Source organism: Geomonas oryzisoli, assembly GCF_018986915.1.
Taxonomy (GTDB): Bacteria; Desulfobacterota; Desulfuromonadia; order Geobacterales; family Geobacteraceae; genus Geomonas; species Geomonas oryzisoli.
This window is the reverse complement of sequence record NZ_CP076723.1, coordinates 1993012-2010730: the sequence shown is the minus strand read 5'-3', so window position 1 is coordinate 2010730 and position 17719 is coordinate 1993012. Positions and strand designations below refer to the sequence as shown.

16 protein-coding genes and 2 tRNA genes are annotated in these 17719 nt (G+C 61.6%); all 18 read right to left on the bottom strand.

From position 1 onward, the window contains the following. Positions 1–46: 46 nt before the first annotated feature. The 18 genes from glk to KP004_RS08835 all read right to left on the bottom strand — a co-directional run bounded on the left by glk (position 47) and on the right by KP004_RS08835 (position 17701). Positions 47–1027, bottom strand: a complete 981-nt coding sequence (glk, locus tag KP004_RS08920) for a glucokinase (protein WP_216801972.1) — start codon at positions 1025–1027, stop codon at positions 47–49. Between the two features lie 181 nt (positions 1028–1208). Beyond that, entirely contained in the window at positions 1209–1802 is a 594-nt protein-coding gene (locus tag KP004_RS08915) for a PqiC family protein (protein WP_216801971.1), read from the bottom strand. Between the two features lie 2 nt (positions 1803–1804). Further along, positions 1805–3484: a PqiB family protein gene (locus KP004_RS08910; RefSeq protein WP_216801970.1), complete on the bottom strand. Its 1680-nt coding sequence runs from the start codon at positions 3482–3484 to the stop codon at positions 1805–1807. After that, positions 3477–4136, bottom strand: a complete 660-nt coding sequence (locus KP004_RS08905; RefSeq protein WP_239027001.1) for a paraquat-inducible protein A — start codon at positions 4134–4136, stop codon at positions 3477–3479. The genes KP004_RS08910 and KP004_RS08905 overlap by 8 nt, the downstream gene beginning before the upstream one ends. After that, on the bottom strand, positions 4112–4744 hold the full coding sequence (locus KP004_RS08900) for a paraquat-inducible protein A (RefSeq protein WP_216801969.1): 633 nt from the start codon (positions 4742–4744) through the stop codon (positions 4112–4114). The genes KP004_RS08905 and KP004_RS08900 overlap by 25 nt, the downstream gene beginning before the upstream one ends. A 218-nt stretch (positions 4745–4962) precedes the next feature. Next, positions 4963–5039, bottom strand: a tRNA-Pro gene (locus tag KP004_RS08895). Positions 5040–5053: 14 nt separating this feature from the next. Next, a complete protein-coding gene (locus tag KP004_RS08890; RefSeq protein ID WP_216801968.1) occupies positions 5054–5392 on the bottom strand; it encodes a MerR family transcriptional regulator in 339 nt (112 codons plus the stop codon). Positions 5393–5394: 2 nt separating this feature from the next. Then, a complete protein-coding gene (locus KP004_RS08885) occupies positions 5395–5673 on the bottom strand; it encodes an integration host factor subunit alpha (RefSeq protein WP_183346967.1) in 279 nt (92 codons plus the stop codon). 86 nt (positions 5674–5759) lie between these two features. Continuing rightward, the gene (gene pheT / locus KP004_RS08880; RefSeq protein WP_216801967.1) at positions 5760–8165 is read right to left on the bottom strand and encodes a phenylalanine--tRNA ligase subunit beta; all 2406 of its coding nucleotides are present in this window, start codon (positions 8163–8165) and stop codon (positions 5760–5762) included. A 310-nt stretch (positions 8166–8475) separates the two neighbouring features. After that, on the bottom strand, positions 8476–9492 hold the full coding sequence (gene pheS / locus KP004_RS08875) for a phenylalanine--tRNA ligase subunit alpha (protein WP_216801966.1): 1017 nt from the start codon (positions 9490–9492) through the stop codon (positions 8476–8478). Positions 9493–9568: 76 nt separating this feature from the next. Then, the gene (gene rplT, locus KP004_RS08870; RefSeq protein ID WP_015720525.1) at positions 9569–9922 is read right to left on the bottom strand and encodes a 50S ribosomal protein L20; all 354 of its coding nucleotides are present in this window, start codon (positions 9920–9922) and stop codon (positions 9569–9571) included. A 245-nt stretch (positions 9923–10167) separates the two neighbouring features. Beyond that, positions 10168–10365, bottom strand: coding sequence for a 50S ribosomal protein L35 (gene rpmI / locus KP004_RS08865; protein WP_015720526.1), 198 nt, complete (start codon positions 10363–10365; stop codon positions 10168–10170). Between the two features lie 28 nt (positions 10366–10393). Then, on the bottom strand, positions 10394–10912 hold the full coding sequence (gene infC / locus KP004_RS08860) for a translation initiation factor IF-3 (protein WP_183347648.1): 519 nt from the start codon (positions 10910–10912) through the stop codon (positions 10394–10396). 11 nt (positions 10913–10923) lie between these two features. After that, positions 10924–12834: a threonine--tRNA ligase gene (gene thrS, locus KP004_RS08855; RefSeq protein WP_216801965.1), complete on the bottom strand. Its 1911-nt coding sequence runs from the start codon at positions 12832–12834 to the stop codon at positions 10924–10926. A 94-nt stretch (positions 12835–12928) separates the two neighbouring features. After that, a tRNA-Val gene (locus KP004_RS08850) sits at positions 12929–13003 on the bottom strand. Positions 13004–13107: 104 nt separating this feature from the next. Further along, positions 13108–14178 (bottom strand): glycosyltransferase family 9 protein, encoded by a 1071-nt coding sequence (locus KP004_RS08845; RefSeq protein WP_239027000.1) that lies wholly within the window; start codon positions 14176–14178, stop codon positions 13108–13110. Positions 14179–14484: 306 nt separating this feature from the next. Further along, positions 14485–16005: a sigma-54-dependent transcriptional regulator gene (locus KP004_RS08840; RefSeq protein ID WP_239026999.1), complete on the bottom strand. Its 1521-nt coding sequence runs from the start codon at positions 16003–16005 to the stop codon at positions 14485–14487. A 28-nt stretch (positions 16006–16033) separates the two neighbouring features. Next, on the bottom strand, positions 16034–17701 hold the full coding sequence (locus KP004_RS08835) for an ATP-binding protein (RefSeq protein ID WP_216801962.1): 1668 nt from the start codon (positions 17699–17701) through the stop codon (positions 16034–16036). Between the last annotated feature and the right edge of the window lie 18 nt (positions 17702–17719).

The following is a 17719-nucleotide window of genomic DNA, read 5'->3' as shown; positions in this document are numbered from 1 at the left end:
GTGTGTGGGATCACTACTTATTGCGAATGCACGTATACGAAAAAGATCAGCGGGCGTAAAAAGCAGCACGCCCCGCACCTAGAAGCGCAGTGTCCTCGTTGAGAATGACGTACACCGGAATGGACTGCACCAGCGGGCTCAGCCTCCCCTTCGCGGTGAAGGCGACCATGAAGGTGGCCCCCCTGAGCAGGTCCAGGATCTTCGGTGCGATGCCCCCCCCCAGATAGACCCCGCCGGTGGCAAGAAATCTGAGGGCCGCGTTGCCCGCCTCGGCACCGTACACGGCGATGAACATGTCCACGGCCTTGACGCACATGGGACAGCTCCCCTTGAGGGCCGCCCTGGTGATGACCGCGGGCGGGTCCAGGGTCGCCATGGCCTGAACCACTGCGGCCTGCTCGTTGTAGTAACGCTTGTCGCGCAGGAAACGGTAGATGTCGTGCAAGCCCGGCCCGGAGAGCACCCGCTCGTAACTGACCCTGCCGTGTTTCGCCTGCAGGTACAGCAGCAACTCCGTTTCCAGGTCGTTGCGCGCCGCGAAATCGGCATGGCCTGCCTCGGAGGGGAGCGGGCGATGGGTGTCGCCGTCCCAGTAGGCTAGGGATTCCCCCAAACCGGTCCCGGCGGAGACGACGGCGATGGTCCCCTGCGGGTTGACGTTGCCTGCGTTGAGGGTGAAGAGATCCTGCTGCTTCAGGGCGGCGATCCCGTAGGTGTTGGCTTCCAGGTCGTTGATGAGGCGCACCTCGGGGATGCCGAGGGTTTGGGCGAGTTCGGAGCTCTCGATGGTCCAGGGGAGATTTGGGGTGCGGACGCGCCCTTCGATGATGGGGCCGGCGATGCCGAGGCAGGCCCGCTCGGCGACGATGCCGTGCTGCAGGGCGAAATGGCGCAGGATGTCGACGAGGCTGCCATGTGCGGCACTTTTGTACTGCCCCTGGGCCAGCACGGTGAGTCCCGCCGGATCAGCATCGAAATACGCGAGCCGCGTCGTGGTACCGCCTACGTCTCCTGCCAGGATCAGCATACCGCCTCCTTCCGGTTGGGAACCGGCACGTCTGAGGATACATCGGGCATAACGGGACCCAAGGGGGACAGGCTCCACAGGTGCCTGTCCCCCTTTTCGCACTGTACCTATCCCTACGGCAACTTTACACCGCAGGCATAAGGGGACAGGCACCTGGCGGAGCCAGCCCCCTCCCCTCGCGCTACTTGACGCCGGAGGCTTCGCTCCTCACGGATTTGGCCACCTCGGCGCTCACCGCAGCCAGGGCCCGGCTGAGGGCGGCGGTGACGGCGTCGTAATCGGAGCCGGCCACCTTCTCCCGAACCTCTATCCGCCCTTCCCTTCTGGCGTTCGCCGCTCCGCGCACGACCCAACCCGCCTCAACGACGACGCTATCTCCCGGGATCGCTTCCAGGCGCACGATATCAACCAGCACGCGGTACCGGGCGGCGGCGCCGGAGACCTGGTCGTAGGTAAAGACCCGGCCGGAACCGAGCAGGGGGGCGAGATCCTGGGCCAGCAGCCGGGGAATCTCGTTTTTCAGCGGCTCGGCCCAGCGGTGCTGTTCCAGGACGTCAACGCGGTTGGGGGTGAGGCGCACCACCAGTTGCGGCCTGTTCACCAGTTCGGGGATGGTGACCGGCCCGACCGCTACGGAACTGGAGAAGGCCTGCTGCACGGCGCCGGCAGGCAAGGCGGGCGTAAGGGTGTAATAGGTGACCCGGGGCGACCTGCTGCACGCGGAGCAAAAGAGCACGACGGCGACGATTCCCAAGGCGGCGATTGTCCTTAGCATGGCTACTTATCCTCCTTCTTGCCGCGGATCAGCGCTTCGGGGTGCTGTTCGAGATAATCCCCGAGCACCCTGAGCGACTGTGCGGCCCGGGAGACCTCGCGCATGGTGTCGCGCAGATCGACCTGAACCGGCGCATCGGCGGAGAGGACGCTGTTGGCGCCTCCCAGCGTGCTTCTCGCCTCAGTGAGGGTCTTTCTGACATCCTCGAGGGTGCTCCGGGTGTCGGTGAGCACAGATTTCGCCTCGGGGACAAGGGAGTGGTCCATGTTCTTCAGCAACTTGTCCGCGCTCTTCAGGGTGTCGTCCAGGGTGCGGATGGTGTGGCCGGCATCCCCCGCCAGCTTCTCCAGCGGTAGTTTCTCGATCTTCTGAACGATCTCAATCAGGTTCTTCTGCAACTTCTCCATGGAACCGGGCACCGTCGGGAAGCGCGGCGGATCCGTGCTCCAGTCGATTTTCGCGCTGCGCGCGCCGGGGACAAAATCGAGGGCGACGTAGAGCTGCCCCGTCAGCAGGCTGCCGCTCTTGATCTGGGCGCGGAAGCCGTGCGCCACCAGGTCGTCGAGCAGCCTGCGCGTCTGCGCGCTCCCGGTGGGGGGAAGCTTGCCGTCTTTACCCTGGTGCACCTGGGAGAGCAGGTGCTCGGGGTAGAACTGGATCTCGACCGGTACGGAGAAGTCGGCGCGCGAGGGGGCGAGCGCCACGTCGATGTTGGTGACCTCTCCCACGGTTACGCCGCGCAGATCGACCGGTGCGCCCACGGCAAGGCCGCGCACCGATTCGGTGAAGACGAGTTTGAATTTCTGCGAGGGGGCGGAATTCTTGAGCGCCTCGTCGCGAGTGGCGTAGAGGGTGAAGGCGGTGTTGGCCGGGACCACCGGGGCCTGGGTAACGTTGGCGCCCTGTTCGAACGAGATGCCGCCGAGAAGGACAGCCAGCATCGACTCGGTGTTGAGCTTCACCCCGCCGGGCGAGACGGTAAGGTCCACGCCGCTGGCGTGCCAGAAGTAGGTGCCGGTGGTGACGAAGCGCTCGTAAGGCGAGCGGATGAAAACCCGGACCGAAACCCCTTTGCCATTGCTGTCCATGTCCGTTGAGATCACCTGCCCCACCTGCATGCGCCTATAGAAGACCGGCGAACCGGTGTACAGCGAGCCGACGTCATCGGTGTGCAATACGAATTGGCGCCCCGGGACGTCCATGGAAACCGCGGGCGGGGACTCGAGCCCGACGAACTGGTCGCCCGGCTCGGCCGAGGTGCCCGCCTCGACACCGATATAGGAGCCGCCCAAAAGGGTAGTCAAACCGGTGACGTTGCCGCCGGAAATCCGGGCGCGCACCACCCAGAAGCGGGTGTCCTTGACCATAAGCCCCTTGGCGTCCTTGCCGACCTCCGCGGTCACGACGACATGGGAGCGGTCGCTGGAGATGGCGATGGATTTCACCTCGCCGATCATCACGTCCTTGTACCTCAGCTTGGTCTTGCCTGCCTCCAACCCTTCACCGGTCTTGAAGGAAATGGTGATGGTCTCGCCGCGGTCGATCCAGGCCTTGGCTGCGATGGAAAGGCCGATGATGGCGGCCACGATGGGGATGATCCATACCAGTTGGATGGAGAAGCGGCGCCTGGGTTCGCTGACCGCTTCCGGCACGTCCTGCATATCGTCTTGTCTGTCAGTCATGAAACTCCTCTTTCTGCAGCGGGTCCCAGATCAGGCGCGGGTCGAATTCCATGGTCGCGAACATGGTGAGCACCACCACCGCGCCGAAGGCTACCGCAGCGGGCCCGGCCTTGACCGTGGCCATGGATCCCAGCTGCACCAGCGCGGCCAAAAGGGTTACCACGTAGATATCGAGCATGGACCAGCGCCCCACCGCCTCCACCAGCCGGTACAGGCGGGTGCGCTGGCGCGGGTTCCAGGTCGAGCGACGCTGCACGGAAATGAGCAGCAGGGTCAGTGAAAAAAGCTTGAGCAGCGGGATGGCCACGCTCGCTATGAAGACGATGACCGCGATCATCCAGGAGCCGGTTTTCCAAAGGTGCACAACCCCGCTTACGATGGTGTCCCTGCGGTAGCTGATCAGGGAGCCGGTCTCCATCATGATCAGGACGTTGGCCGGAATGTAGAGGATGTACGAGGCGATCACCAGGGCCCAGCAGCGCTGCACGCTCCCCGGCCTGCGGAAATGCAGCCGGGCGCCGCAGCGCGGGCAGTGCGCGACCGACGCCTCCGGGACGCGCCGCGAGACCAGTTGGCATACATGGCAGGCACAAAGCCCACGCGCCGCCGCAATGGGGCCTCCCGCGGTCACGGCGACACCTGGTCGTTCCACTTCGCGTCCAGCTGCGACCAGACGTCGCGGGCGTTGAAGGAAGCGGCCGCGGCGGCGAGGAGCAGGGTGAGTACGGCGAAGGACCACAGCGCCATGCCGGGAATGACGCGAAAGTTGTTGGTGAGCTTCACCAGCGAGACCAGCACCCCCAGCATGAGCACCTCGACCATGCACCAGGGCTCGATGAACTGGAGCACGCGCATGAACAGCGGGTAGCTCGGCGGGACCTTGCCCAGCTTGAGCGGCAACAGGAGATAGGTGATCGAGAGAAGCTCCACGGCGGGAGCGACCATCGCGGTCAGGAACACGAGCAAAGAGATGGTCATCATCCCCTGGTTCCACAGGGATAGGACGGCCTCGAACAGGGTGATGGCGCTGCGGTCCCCCTGCACCTCGATACTGAAGATGGGGAACACGTTGGCGCCCAGGAAAACCATGGCCGCGGCCAGGGTATAGGCGAGGGTGCGATCGACGCTGTCGGTGGCATTGCGGTACAAGACGGCGCCGCAGCGCGGACAACTGGCATAGCAGCCGGGGTTCAACTGTATGTCGCGCTGCAACAGGTCACAGTCGTGGCAGGCGATGAGCTGTGCGGTTCGATCGGGCATCAGGAGAAGAGCTCCCTGTGACGTAAAGGGGATGCTAGATGCATGTAAAGGGGGACAGGCACCTGGCGGAGCCGGTCCCCGTTCTGTCATTAGGGGAAGAGCTCACAAGTAAAAGGGGGACAGGCACCTGGCGGAGCCAGTCCCCTCAAAAGATACCACATTTATTGACCGAAAACTGAATCAGCCGCTCAGGAAGTCTCCCAAGCGGCTGATTGAAATGGTCGGTGCGACTGGATTCGAACCAGCGACCACTAGACCCCCAGTCTAGTGCGCTACCAGGCTGCGCTACGCACCGATTAAACCTGATAATTACAACTGATCCCTCAAACTGGTCAGTTCCAGCTTCACATCATGAAGCAGTGTTGCCAATGCTTCGCCGGAAAGGTCGGTTTTTCGGTACTTTTTCTTCCCTTCCAGACGCTGCCTCGCTCCCTCGATGGTGAGCTTTTCCACGTACAGAAGTTCTTTGATTTCCGCGACCAGCTCCACATCCTTCCTGGTGTAGAGCCTCTGGCCGGTGCTGCTTTTCTTGGGTGCCAGCGAGGAAAACTCGGTCTCCCAGAAGCGCAGCACCGAGGTGGGGAGTCCCGTCAGGGCGGAAACCTCGCCGATCCTCAGGTAATGCTTGTCCGGGATCCCGGTAATCATGATTACTGGCTGTTGATGGCGCTCTTGAGAACCTGGCTCGGCTTGAAGGTGAGGATCTTGCGAGCTACGATGGTGATCTCCTCGCCGGTCTGCGGGTTCCTGCCGCGACGGTCGGACTTCTCTTTCACTACGAAGTTGCCGAAGCCGGCAATCTTGATTTTGTCGCCTTCTTCAAGAGTGGACTTAATCAGGTCGAAGACCGTCTCAACGAGCTCGGCGGATTCTTTCTTGGAGAAACCGACCTTCTCATAAATTTTTTCTACGATGTCCGCTTTGGTCATAATCCCCTCAACAGGTGAAGCATTTCAGTGTGTTCTCAACAGCGGCTTAATCTAATACCATAGCGTTTTCGATTTCGCAACCGTTTTTATCTGAACGAAACATTTAATTTTTTCTGTAGTGCATCGATGACCCTTTGGTGCAGGCGGGTCACTTCGTCGTCGGTCAGGGTCCGCTCCTTGGAGCCGTAACGGACGCGAACGGCGACACTCTTTTCATGAGACGCTATGTTGCCGCCCATGTAAAGGTCGAAGATTTCGACCCCTTCCAGCTCGGGCGCCTTGACGCCGTTGACGCAGGCAACCACGTCGGCGACCGGCAATTCCCTGGGGAGCAGCATGGCGATGTCGCGGAAGGTGGAAGGGAAGCGCGACGGCACCTGGGCGGCACCCTGCTTCTTGCGGCTGGCAAGGAGCGCCTCGAAGTTGAGCTCGAGGTAGTACAGCGGCGTCGCGATGCCGTAGTTCTCCTGCACCGTGGGGTGCAGCTCGCCCAGGGAGCCCAGCACCTTCTTTCCGCTCAGGATGCGGCAGGCCTTGCCCGGGTGGTAGTACGGATCGAGTTCGTCGGTGCTGAAGTTGACGCCACCGACGTTCAGTTCGGCGAGGATGTTTTCCGCGATCCCCTTCACGTCGAAGAAGTCGATCTCGTCCTTGCCCTGGTTCCACCCCTCCAGCTCGCGCCGGCCGGTGAGGAGCGCGGAGACGTAGAGGGGCTCCTGCGGCAGTTCCTCCCCTTCAACGGGGAGGTAGATGCGCCGCATCTCGAAGATGCGCAGGTTCATGGTACGGAAGCTGACGTTCTTCACCGCCGTATCCAGAAGCCCGGGGAGCATGGTGGTGCGCATCACCGAGAGCTCGTCCGAGATCGGGTTCAGGAGCACCATGCCGTTACTGCGCAGGTCCTCCTGCGACAGGAGTATCTTTTCGCAGGACGAAGGGGCCACGAAGCTGTAGTTGATCACCTCGTTGAGCCCGTGGGCGACCAGGAGGTCCTTCACCCTGGCGGCGAGCCGCTGGGCGTCGGAGGGAAGATCGGAGAACACGGAGGCCTGCGGCAGGGTCGCCGGGACCTTCTCGAATCCGTTCACGCGCACCACTTCCTCGACCAGGTCGATCTCGCGCTCCAGGTCGACCCGGAACAGCGGCACCTTGACCAGGAAGACGCCCGGTTCGGTGACGGTCACCTCGAACTCGAGACGGCGGAAGATATCCTGCACCTCATCCGCCGTGAGGGAGAGACCGGACACGGCGTTGATGCGGGCAAGACGGGCGCTGATCACGCGCGGCTCGACCGGCGTCGGGTAGACGTCGATGACGCCCCTGGCCACCTTGCCGCCGGAAAGCTCGGCGATCAGCTGCGCGGCACGGTCAAGAGCGCGGGTGAGGCCGGCGATATCGGCGCCGCGCTCGAAGCGGTGCGAGGACTCGGTGTGGATGCCCAGACGCTTGGAGGTCTTGCGGATGGCCGAGGGGTTGAAGTAGGCGCTCTCCAGGAGCACCTCGGTGGTCCCCTCCCCTATCTCGGAGTTGCCGCCGCCCATGATGCCGGCCAGGGCCACGGCCTTCTCGCCGTCGCGGATGGTGAGGTCGGTGGCGGTGAGCTCGCGCTCCTGCCCGTCCAGCGTGCCGAACTTCTCACCCTCCCCCGCCGCGGCGACCACGATCTTGCCGCCGGAGAGGAGCTTGTAGTCAAAGGCGTGCAGCGGGTGGCCGTACTCGAGGAGCACGTAGTTGGTGACGTCGACGACGTTGTTGATGGCGCGGATGCCGGCGGCCATGAGCCGGTTGACGAGCCAGGCGGGGGAATCCGCCAGGGTGCAGCCGGTAATGTGGCGCGCGGTGTAGCGCGGGCAGAGCTCGGGGGCGAGGATCTCGACGCTGGCGATCTCCGCGATGGGAGCGCCGGTCTCGTTCACCTCGAGGCCCGGGTAGTGCACCTTCTTGCCCAGTTTCGCGGCGACTTCGCGCGCGATGCCGACGACGCTCAGGCAGTCGGCGCGGTTGGGGGTCAGGCCGATCTCGAAGATGACGTCCTTGGTGCCGAGCGCGTCGAAGAGCGGCGTGCCGAGCTGATACTCCTGGGGCAGGATCATGATGCCGGAGGATTCGGCGGAAAGGGCCAGTTCCTTCTCGGAGCAGAGCATGCCGCAGGATTCTTCGCCGCGGATCTTGGAGCGCTTGATCTTGAAGTCGCCGGGGAGGGTCGCGCCGATCTGGGCCAGGGCGACCTTGTCGCCGGCCTTGAAGTTCTGCGCGCCGCAGACCACGTCGAGGATCTCCTTGCCGTTGTCGACCTTGCACAGGGAGAGCTTGTCGGCGTTGGGGTGCTGGTTCTTCTCCACCACCTGGGCCACGACCACGTCGTCCATGCCGCCGCCCACTTCTTCCATACGCTCGACTTCGAGGCCGAGCATGGTGAGCAGGTGCGACAGTTCCGCAGGGGGGAGGTCGCAGTCGACGAATTCCTTGAGCCAGTTGTAGGTAACTATCATGTCTTTGCCATCCGTTTGAGAGTCAAAGGCTTCGCACACGGATTTAACGGATACATTACGGAAAACTTCAGACCAAAGCTTGATCCGTCTCTATCCGTGACGTTTTGGCTGTTTCCGTGTGCGAGCTTTTGACTATGATTTTAGAACTGCTTCAGTAACCTGAGGTCGTTCTCGAACAAGAGCCTCATGTCGGCGATGCCTTCGCACACGGATTTAACGGATACATTACGGAAAACTTCAGATCAAAGCTTGATCCGTCTCTATCCGTGACGTTTTAGCTGTTTCCGTGTGCGAGCTTTTGACTTTGATTTTAGAACTGCTTCAGGAACCTGAGGTCGTTCTCGAACAAGAGCCTCATGTCGGCGATGCCGTATTTCAGCATCGCGATCCTCTCGATCCCCATGCCGAAGGCAAACCCGGTGTACTTCTCCGAGTCGTAACCCACGTGACGGTAGACCTCGGGATCGACCATGCCGGAACCAAGGATCTCGAGCCAGCCGGTCTCCTTGCAGACCCGGCACCCCTTGCCGCGGCAGATGACGCAGGCGATGTCCACCTCGGCGGACGGTTCGGTGAACGGGAAGAAGGAAGGACGCAGCCTGACGCCGATGTCCTTGCCGAAGAGCTGGCTGATGAACAGGGTCAGAATCCCCTTCAGGTCGGCGAAGGTGATCCCCTTGTCGACCATGAGCCCTTCGATCTGGTGGAACATGGGCGAATGGGTGGCGTCGGAGTCGCAGCGGTACACGGTGCCCGGCGCGATGATGCGCACCGGCGGCGGCTGCTTCAGCATGGTGCGGATCTGCACCGGAGAGGTGTGGGTACGCAAAAGCACGCTCTCGCCGAAGTAGAAGGTGTCCTGCATGTCGCGCGCAGGATGGTCCTTCGGGAGGTTCAGCGCCTCGAAGTTGTAGAAGTCGAGCTCGATTTCGGGACCTTCGGCTACGGCAAAGCCGAGAGCGGCGAAGATGGAGCAGATCTCCTCGGTCACCAGGGTGATCGGATGCTTGGAGCCCAGGGGACGCTTGCGGCCCGGAAGGGTCACGTCGATCTTCTCGGCGGCGAGGCGCTGCGCCTTGACGGCGGCGCGGATCTCGGCGCCACGCGCGTCCAGGGTTTCCTCGAGCTTCGCCTTGACGGTGTTCACCACCTGTCCCACCAGGGGACGCTCCTCGGGAGAGAGGGCGCCCAGCCCTTTCATGACGCCGGTGATGGCCCCTTTCTTGCCCAGGTACTTGACCCGCAGGTCCTGCAGCCCCTCTTCAGTGGAGGCCTGAGAAAGCTCGGCAAGTGCCTCTTGTAAAAGTGCTTCCAGTTGTTCCTTCATTGCAATCGCCCTATTGCGGATAAAAAAAAGAAATGGGACATCGCTATCCCATTTCTTTTTATGCCCGCGGTATGTATTAAAATTTTGCTTTGGCTGCTGCCGCGATAGCTGCGAAACCTTTGGGATCGGAAACGGCCAGGTCGGCCATCACTTTCCTGTCGATCTCGACGTTGGCGAGCTTGAGACCGTGGATCAGTTTGCTGTAGGAAAGGCCGTTGATCCTTGCCGCTGCGTTGATCCTGGTGATCCAGAGAGCCCTGAAGTCCCTCTTCTTCACCCTTCTGTCCCTGAACGCGTAGTTCAGTGCACGATCCACAGCTTCGGTGGCGCTCCTGAACAATTTGCTCCTTGCGCCGCGGTAGCCCTTGGCAAGTTTCAATACCTTGTTTCTTCTCTGTCTCGCTTTAAAACCGCGCTTTACTCTTGGCATACGAACTCCTTCTGGTTTTTAAATTAGCCGGATCCGTAAGGGGAGACGTTTCCTCACGGTTCTCGGACTTGGTAAACCCAGGGGCTAGGGACCAGGGGCTAGGGGCTGGTCAAATTTCACCATCCGTAGCGCCTCGTTCCGCTCCCGAGTCATTCGCGTATTTAAGTCTCCGGCTCCAGTTCCTGGTTTCTAGGTTTAGCTAGCCCCTAGTCCCTAGACCCTAGTCCCTGCTTTTCAACCCTTGGTTACTTGTAGGGGATGAGGCAGCAGATGTTCTTGTGGTCGGAAGCTGCAACGATGCCGCCCTTGCGGAGGTTGCGCTTGGTCTTCCTGGTCTTGGAGGTCAGGATGTGGCTGGTGAAGGCGTGAGCCATCTTGATTTTGCCTGTGCCGGTCTTGCTGAAACGCTTGGCGGCGCCCCTATGGGTCTTCATTTTAGGCATTGTTTTACTACTCCTTTGTTGGTGGTGTTTATTTTTTTACTTTCGGGGCGACGATCATGAACATGCTGCGCCCTTCCATCTTCTGCCTTACTTCGACAATGCCGATGTCGGCAAGTTCAGCAGCGACTTTTTCCAGTGCGGCCATGCCGAGCTCCTGGTGGGTGATTTCGCGCCCACGGAAGACGACGGTGATCTTCGCCTTGTTCCCCTCTTCCAGGAAGCGGCGTACGTGCTTCACCTTGAATTCGAGGTCGTGCGTATCGGTCTTGGGACGAAGCTTAACCTCTTTGAGCTCGACCTGTACCTGTTTTTTCTTCGCCTCGGCCTGCTTCTTGGCCTGCTGGTATTTGAACTTGCCGTAATCCATGATACGGCAGACAGGGGGGACGGCTGTCGGCGAAACCTCTACCAGATCCAGTTGCTGGCTCTCAGCCAACGCCAGAGCCTCGCGAAGCGGAAGAATACCAAGCTGCTCACTTTCGGCACCTACTACCCTCACCTCTTTGGCCCTGATTGTCTGATTGATGTTGACTGTAGGTTTAGCTATGACGCCACCTCCTATTTGTAGGTTTTTACTTCGTTTTCTATGAACGCGATGAACTGCTCGGGAGTCATCGCCTCGAGATTCTTGCCGTCGCGGAAGCGCGGAGCAAGCAGGCCGCCTTCGACCTCCTTGTCACCAACCACGAGCATGTACGGTATCTTCTGCAGCTGCGCCTCGCGGATCTTGAAGCCCAGCTTTTCGTTTCTGAAATCTTTCTGCACCCTGACGCCCGCAGCGCGCAGCTTGTCGAACGCAGCCTGTGCGTAAGGGATCTGGTTGTCGGTAACCGTGAGAACGGTCGCCTGAACCGGTGCCAGCCAAGTCGGGAAGTTTCCGGCGAAGTGCTCGATGAGGACACCGATGAAGCGCTCGATGGCGCCCAGGATGACCCTGTGCACCATGACGGGGCGCTTTTTCTCACCGTCCGCGTCCACGTAGGTGAGGTCGAAACGCTCCGGAAGGGTAAAATCGCACTGGATAGTAGCACATTGCCATCTTCTGTCAAGTGCGTCGCGCAGCTTGATGTCTATCTTGGGACCGTAGAAGGCGCCGTCACCCTCGTTGATTTCGTAGGGGCGACCGGAGTCCTTGAGCGCGTTCAGCAGCGCGCTGGTTGCCATCTCCCACGCCTCGTCCGAGCCGATCGACTTCTCGGGACGGGTGGAAAGCTCCATCTCGAACTCGAAGCCGAAGATCCCCATCACCTCGGTGACGAACTGGATGACGCCCTTGATCTCGGCGTCCAGCTGGTCCGGGGTGCACAGGATGTGCGCGTCGTCCTGGGTGAAGCCGCGCACGCGCAAAAGGCCGTGCAGCACCCCTGCCCTTTCGTGGCGGTGCACCGTGCCGAGCTCGAAGTAGCGCAGCGGCAGGTCGCGGTAGGAACGAAGCTGCGAGCGGTAGATCATCATGTGGGCCAGGCAGTTCATCGGCTTGACGCCGTACCCCTGCTCGTCCACGGTGGTGAAGTACATGTTCTCGCGGTAGTTCTCGTAGTGGCCGGAACGCTGCCAGAGCTCGGTCTTCAGGATCTGGGGCCCCAAAACGATGTCGTAGCCGCGCTTCAAGTGCTCTTTGCGCTCGAAGTCCTCGAGGATGGTGCGCAGCATGGCCCCTTTCGGGTGCCAGATCACCAGACCCGCGCCGACCTCGTCGTTGAAGGAGAAGAGATCGAGCTCCTTGCCGAGTTTGCGGTGGTCGCGCTTCTTCGCTTCCTCGATGCGCTCCAGGTAGGCGTCCAGTTCCTTCTTGTCGGCGAACGCGGTGCCGTAGACACGCTGGAGCATGGCGCGCTTCTCGTCGCCACGCCAGTAGGCGCCTGCGATGGAGGTCAACTTGAACGCCTTGCAGAAGGAGGTCTTGGGGAGGTGCGGACCGCGGCAGAGGTCGGCGAAGTCGCCCTGGGTGTACAGGGAGACCTGCTCGGCGCCCAGGTCCTCGATCAGCTCGACCTTGTAGTCCTCGCCCATCTTCTTGAACAGCTCGATCGCCTCGGCGCTGGAAAGCTCGGAACGCTCGATCTTCAGATCGGCCTTGGCGAGCTCGCGCATCTTGGCCTCGATCTTCTCGAGGTCTTCCGGGGTGAAGGGATGATCGACGTCGAAGTCGTAGTAGAAACCGGTCTCGATGGCAGGGCCGATGGTCACCTTGGCCTGCGGGAACAGGGCCTTGACCGCCTGCGCCATGAGGTGCGAGGTGGAGTGCCTGATGATCTCGAGCGCCTCGGGGCTCTTCTCGGTGATGATCTCAACCTTGGCGCCGTCGGCGAGCTTGGTGTTGAGATCGACCAGGGTGCCGTCGATTTTGCCGGCGATGGCAGCCTTGGCGAGACCCGCTCCGATGGAAGCGGCCAGATCGAAGATAGAGGAGCCTGCAGGCAAGGGCCTTTGGGAACCGTCCGGAAGCGTGACCTTAATCTCGTTCATGCAAGACCCCTTTTTGGAAAACTGGTTGCAAAACAGAAAGAGGCATCGAAACTCGATGCCTCCGTCGAACCTCGTACTGAAGGTCTCTTTTGATTGGTAGGCGCGGGCGGTTTCGAACCGCCGACCCCTAGCGTGTCGAGCTAGTGCTCTACCCCTGAGCTACGCGCCTGTTTTTGTTGCTGCTTCGTGGAACTCGGACTTTGTACCAATTCGCCAATTTAAAGTCAAGGCTTTTATTCGAGGCAAATGAATTTTTCTCATTGGAGAAATCGGCTAGCCGGGGAACAGCTCCGTAAGCAGCTGAAGTAGCGTCCTTGACACCTGGGCCGGATCGGCGTCGATGCAGCCGCCTTCGTGTGTGCAGGCCGGGATGGTGCCCCACTTGGCGCAGGGGGCACAGGGAAAGGTCGAGGCGAGAACGCGATGGCGCTCCCCTTTGGGAGCCCACTTGGCGGGGTCGCTCGGCCCGAATAGAGATACCGTCGCCGTTCCAAGCCCGGCTGCGATGTGCAGCAAACCGGAATCGCCGGTGACGAGAGCCATGGTTGCCTCGATAACAGCAGCGCTCTCAGTCAAAGTGGTCACCCCTGCCAGGTTGACGCCTCCGGTGGCACGGCAAATGGCGTCGGCCACGTCTTCGTCCTCTTTGCCGCCGAGTACCACCACGGCGCAGCCGGCAAGCACCAGGGAGGCGGCCAACTGCCGGTATTTCACGCCGCCCCACTCTTTGCGCGGCACGCTGGCGCCAGGGAAGATGGCGACGAAGGGGCGCCCCCCCAGTCGAGCCAGCAGTTGTGCGGCGCGCTCACGCGCTGCGGCCGGCAGCTCAAGAAACGGGACGGCGAGGTCAGCCGGCGCCTGAATGCCCAGCGGCGCCAACAGGCGGAAGAAGGAAAAGGGTTCATATTCTTTTAGATCATAGGGAACGGCATCGCTGAAGAGCCGTCGGCGCTCATTGGTGGCAAAGCCGATGGAGCGGCGGGCGCGCACCAGGCGGGAGACCAGCGCGGAGAGCCGGTACCACTGCTCGGTGTCGATGACGAGATCGTAGCGCCGCTTAAGCACCGCGCGCAGTTCGGCCGGCTCGTCGTAGCGGTGCACGGCGTGGAGTCCGGGGCAGAACTCGAAGGCGGCGGCGTTTCTGTTTTCCGCGAGGATCTCGATGCGGCAGGCGGGGTATGCCGCCTGAAGCGCGCGCAGCGTCGGGATGAGGAGGACGGCGTCGCCGATGCCGCCGGGGCGGATGATGAGGGCGGAGCCGGGCGCGACGTTGTTGTCCGCCTTCTTACGCCGCGGGAAAAGCCGGACGAGGAGCGGACCGGTAAGTGCATCTATGCGCTTCAAACGGTTTGCCTGCAAGGTGAGTACTCCATCAGGGGACTTCCGGCATCAGAAAACCGGCCTTTATTACATATAAAAAAAAGGAGTCCTTGGCAATCAAGAAAGGCTCCCCCTCTTTCCGTTTCTAAGTCAGAAGCAGTTACGCAAAGACACGAAGTATTCGCGAAGCACGCAAAGGAAAGGCCTTTTGAATTTACGTCCAAAAGGCATTCTTCCCGTTCTTCGCGGATTCTCGGCGTTCTTTGCGTAACCGCTGTTGTCTATCATACAAAGTCAGAATCAGTTACGCGACGCTCCCCCGACAACAAACTACCGCCCCGGAAGCTCCAGCTCCTTCATCTTCCTGTATAAGGTGTTCCGCGCGATCCCTAATGCCTTGGCGGCATCGGTGATGTTGCCGTCGTATTGGGCCAAGGCTTCCTTGATGGTCTCGGCCTCGGAGTCCTTCAAGGCGCACAGCGGCGGAACGATCTTCTTCCTGCGCATCACGGTGAGCAGATTGGACTGGGCCTGGCGCAGGGAGGTGAGCATACCGGTCAGTTCGTCGGCACCCAACCGGTCCAGGCATTCGCAGCTGCGACACTGCTCGACGAGGTCGCCTCCCGCCGAAAAGGACTCGGGATCGGCGACTCGCGGCGCCGGCTGCACGACGGAACGCACAGGCGCGGAAGGGCCGGCCAGAAAGGTCCCCCCCAGGTGTTCGGGAAGGATGGTGTCGCCGTTACAGATCACCACCGCCCGCCGCATCACGTTGGCGAGTTCGCGAATGTTGCCCGGCCAGTTGTACCCCTGCAGCAGCCGCACGGTGCCGGGAGAAAGCCTCAGGTCCCGGTTCAACTGCTGCACGAAGTGCTCTGCCAGAAGCGGGATATCCTCGTAGCGCTCGGCAAGAGACGGGATCTCCAGGCGCACGACGTTGAGCCGGTAAAAGAGGTCTTCGCGGAAGGTCTTCTCCTTGATGGCCTGCTCCAGGTCGACGTTGGTGGCGGCGATCACCCTGACGTCGGTCTTGATGGGACGCTCCCCCCCTACCCTCATGAACTCGCCGGTTTCGAGCACCCGCAACAGTTTCACCTGGATCTGGGGCGTGGCGTCGCCGATCTCGTCCAAGAGAAGGGTGCCGTTGTTGGCCAGCTCAAAGATGCCGCGCCGGGTCTGGTTGGCGCCGGTGAAGGCACCCTTTTCGTGCCCGAACAGTTCGCTTTCGAGCAGATTCTCCGGGAGCGCGCCGCAGTTGACCGGAATGAAGGGCTGGCCGGCGCGGGCGGAGGCGGCGTGGATGAAACGCGCCAGCACTTCCTTGCCGGTGCCGGTCTTCCCCTGGATCAGGACGGAGATATCCTTGCCGGCCACCTTGTAGGCGAGCGACACCATCCTCTTCATCGGGGGCGACACGCCGACCCGGAAACCGACCCCCTGGGCCACCGCTGCCCACTCGTCGGGGACGGCACTCCCCCTGCCGTGCACGGCACCGGCGCCTGCGGCACGCTCGATCATTTGCTCGATCTGGTCGATGTCGTCGAAGGGCTTTTCCAGGTACTCGTAGGCACCCAGCTGCATGGCGGTGACCGCGGTCTTGACCGTCGAGTAGCCGGTCATGATGATCACCTCGCAGGAGGGCTGCCTCGACTTGATGATCTCGAGGAGCGTGATGCCGTCGGTGTCGGGAAGTTTCAGGTCGACCAGGGCGACGGCAAAACGTCCCGCCTCCAGCGCGGCCAGGGCCTCGGGCTCGTTGGCCGCGGTGACCACCTGGTACCCCCTGCGCGTCAGCAGGCGGCGGAAAAAGGTGCACACGTCCCTCTCGTCATCGATTATCAGTATTTGCATTTGAGATTCTGTCACGGCGTGCTCCCAACTATTGGTCGTTGCTTTCATCTACCGGCAGGACGAGGCTGAAACAGCTCCCCTGCCCCAAGGTGCTTTCCACCTCGATGTTGCCGTGGTGCGATTCGGCGATGCCCAGGCTGACCGAGAGACCGAGGCCGGTCCCCTTGCTGGCCTCCTTGCTCGTGTAAAACGGGGTGAATATCTTGGAAACGTTCTCGGGCGCGATGCCGATGCCGTTGTCGGAAACGCTGAGGACGGCCAAGCGCTGCTTCCCGTCCACCCGCAGCGAGGTGGAAACCTCGATCACCTTCTCCTTGCCGTCCACCTCGGTGAGCGCGTCGCGCGCGTTGATCAGGAAGTTGGTCAGCACCTGCTGGATCTGCGGCCCGTTGGCGTTGATCTTGGGGAGGTCGCGGTCGAAGTGCTCGAAGATGGCGATCTGGCTGCGGTTGATCTGGTACTGGATCATGTCCAGCACCCGCTCCGCCTCGGCGTTCAGGTCGATCGGCGAGAACGGGGCCTGGTCCTGGCGCGAGAAGGTCAGCAGGTTCTGGATGATGCGCTTGCAGCGCAGACCGCAGTTGATGATGTCGGAAAGCGCCTCGCCGCGCTCGGAATCCTCCTCCCCCTGCAGGTCGCGGGCGAGCATCTGCGCGGTCCCGATGATCACCGTCATGGGGCTGTTCAGCTCGTGGGCGACGCCGGCCGCCATCACACCCAGCGCCACCATCTTGGCGGACTGCACCAGCTGCGCCTCCATCTTCAGCTTCTTGGTCACGTCCTTCATGATGATGGTGACCGCGGCGAGCTGCTTCTCCTCGTTGAACACGGGGTAGTAGGAGAGCTCGAGGAATTCACCCTCCGGGGTGTTCCACTGTTGGAACACCGGCTTTCCGGTCTCCTTGATCTCCTGGATGGGGCAGTTCTGGCAGGGCTCGGTCCCGCCCCTCAGTTTGGCGAAGCACTTGTTGCTGATGGCCTGGTTGAAGGCGTTGCTCATGCCCGGGGGGAGCTGGCCGTTGTGCAGCAGCACGTTGTAATCGGTATCGATGAGGAAGATGGGATCGGTGACGGCGCGGAAGGTCGCTTCCCATTCCTTCTTGGCGCGGGAGACCTGCTTGTACAGCCGCGCGTTCTGCATGCTGATGGCGAGCTGGTCGGCCAGGTGCTGCACGAAGTTCAGTTCGGCACGGGCGTAGGCCGCGTCGATGGTGCTCCCCAGGAGCAAAAGGCCCGTAACCGATGAACGTTCAAACAGCGGGGCCGCGGCGAGGGAGCGCAGCGGCTCGGTGTGTTTCCTGGTCACCTGGGCCAGGCAGAGCGGGTCCAGCATCGGGTTGTAGCTGGTCGCCCCCTTGTCCCTGAATGCGTTCCAGAGGATGGACTGCTTCGGAATATAGCCTTGATCGCTGAAGTCGCGCGGCGCCATGGCGATCAGCTTGAGCTTTCCCTCGGTGAGCTTCGCCAGCGCCAGGAAGTCGCAGGGGAGCGCCTCGGGGAGCTTCCGGAAGGCCCTCTCGATGATGTCGCCGATGGACATGTCGATGTTGATGTCGCGGGTCAGCTGCTGCAGTATCTCCAGGCGGCTGTTCTGCTTGAGAACGTCCTGGTTCCTCTTCTTGAGCTCGACGTAGTAGTTGAGCTTGGAGGAGTCGACACCGGTCAGCTGTTCGAGGAGTTTGCCCCTGTTTTTCACGGCGCTTCCTTTGCGGCT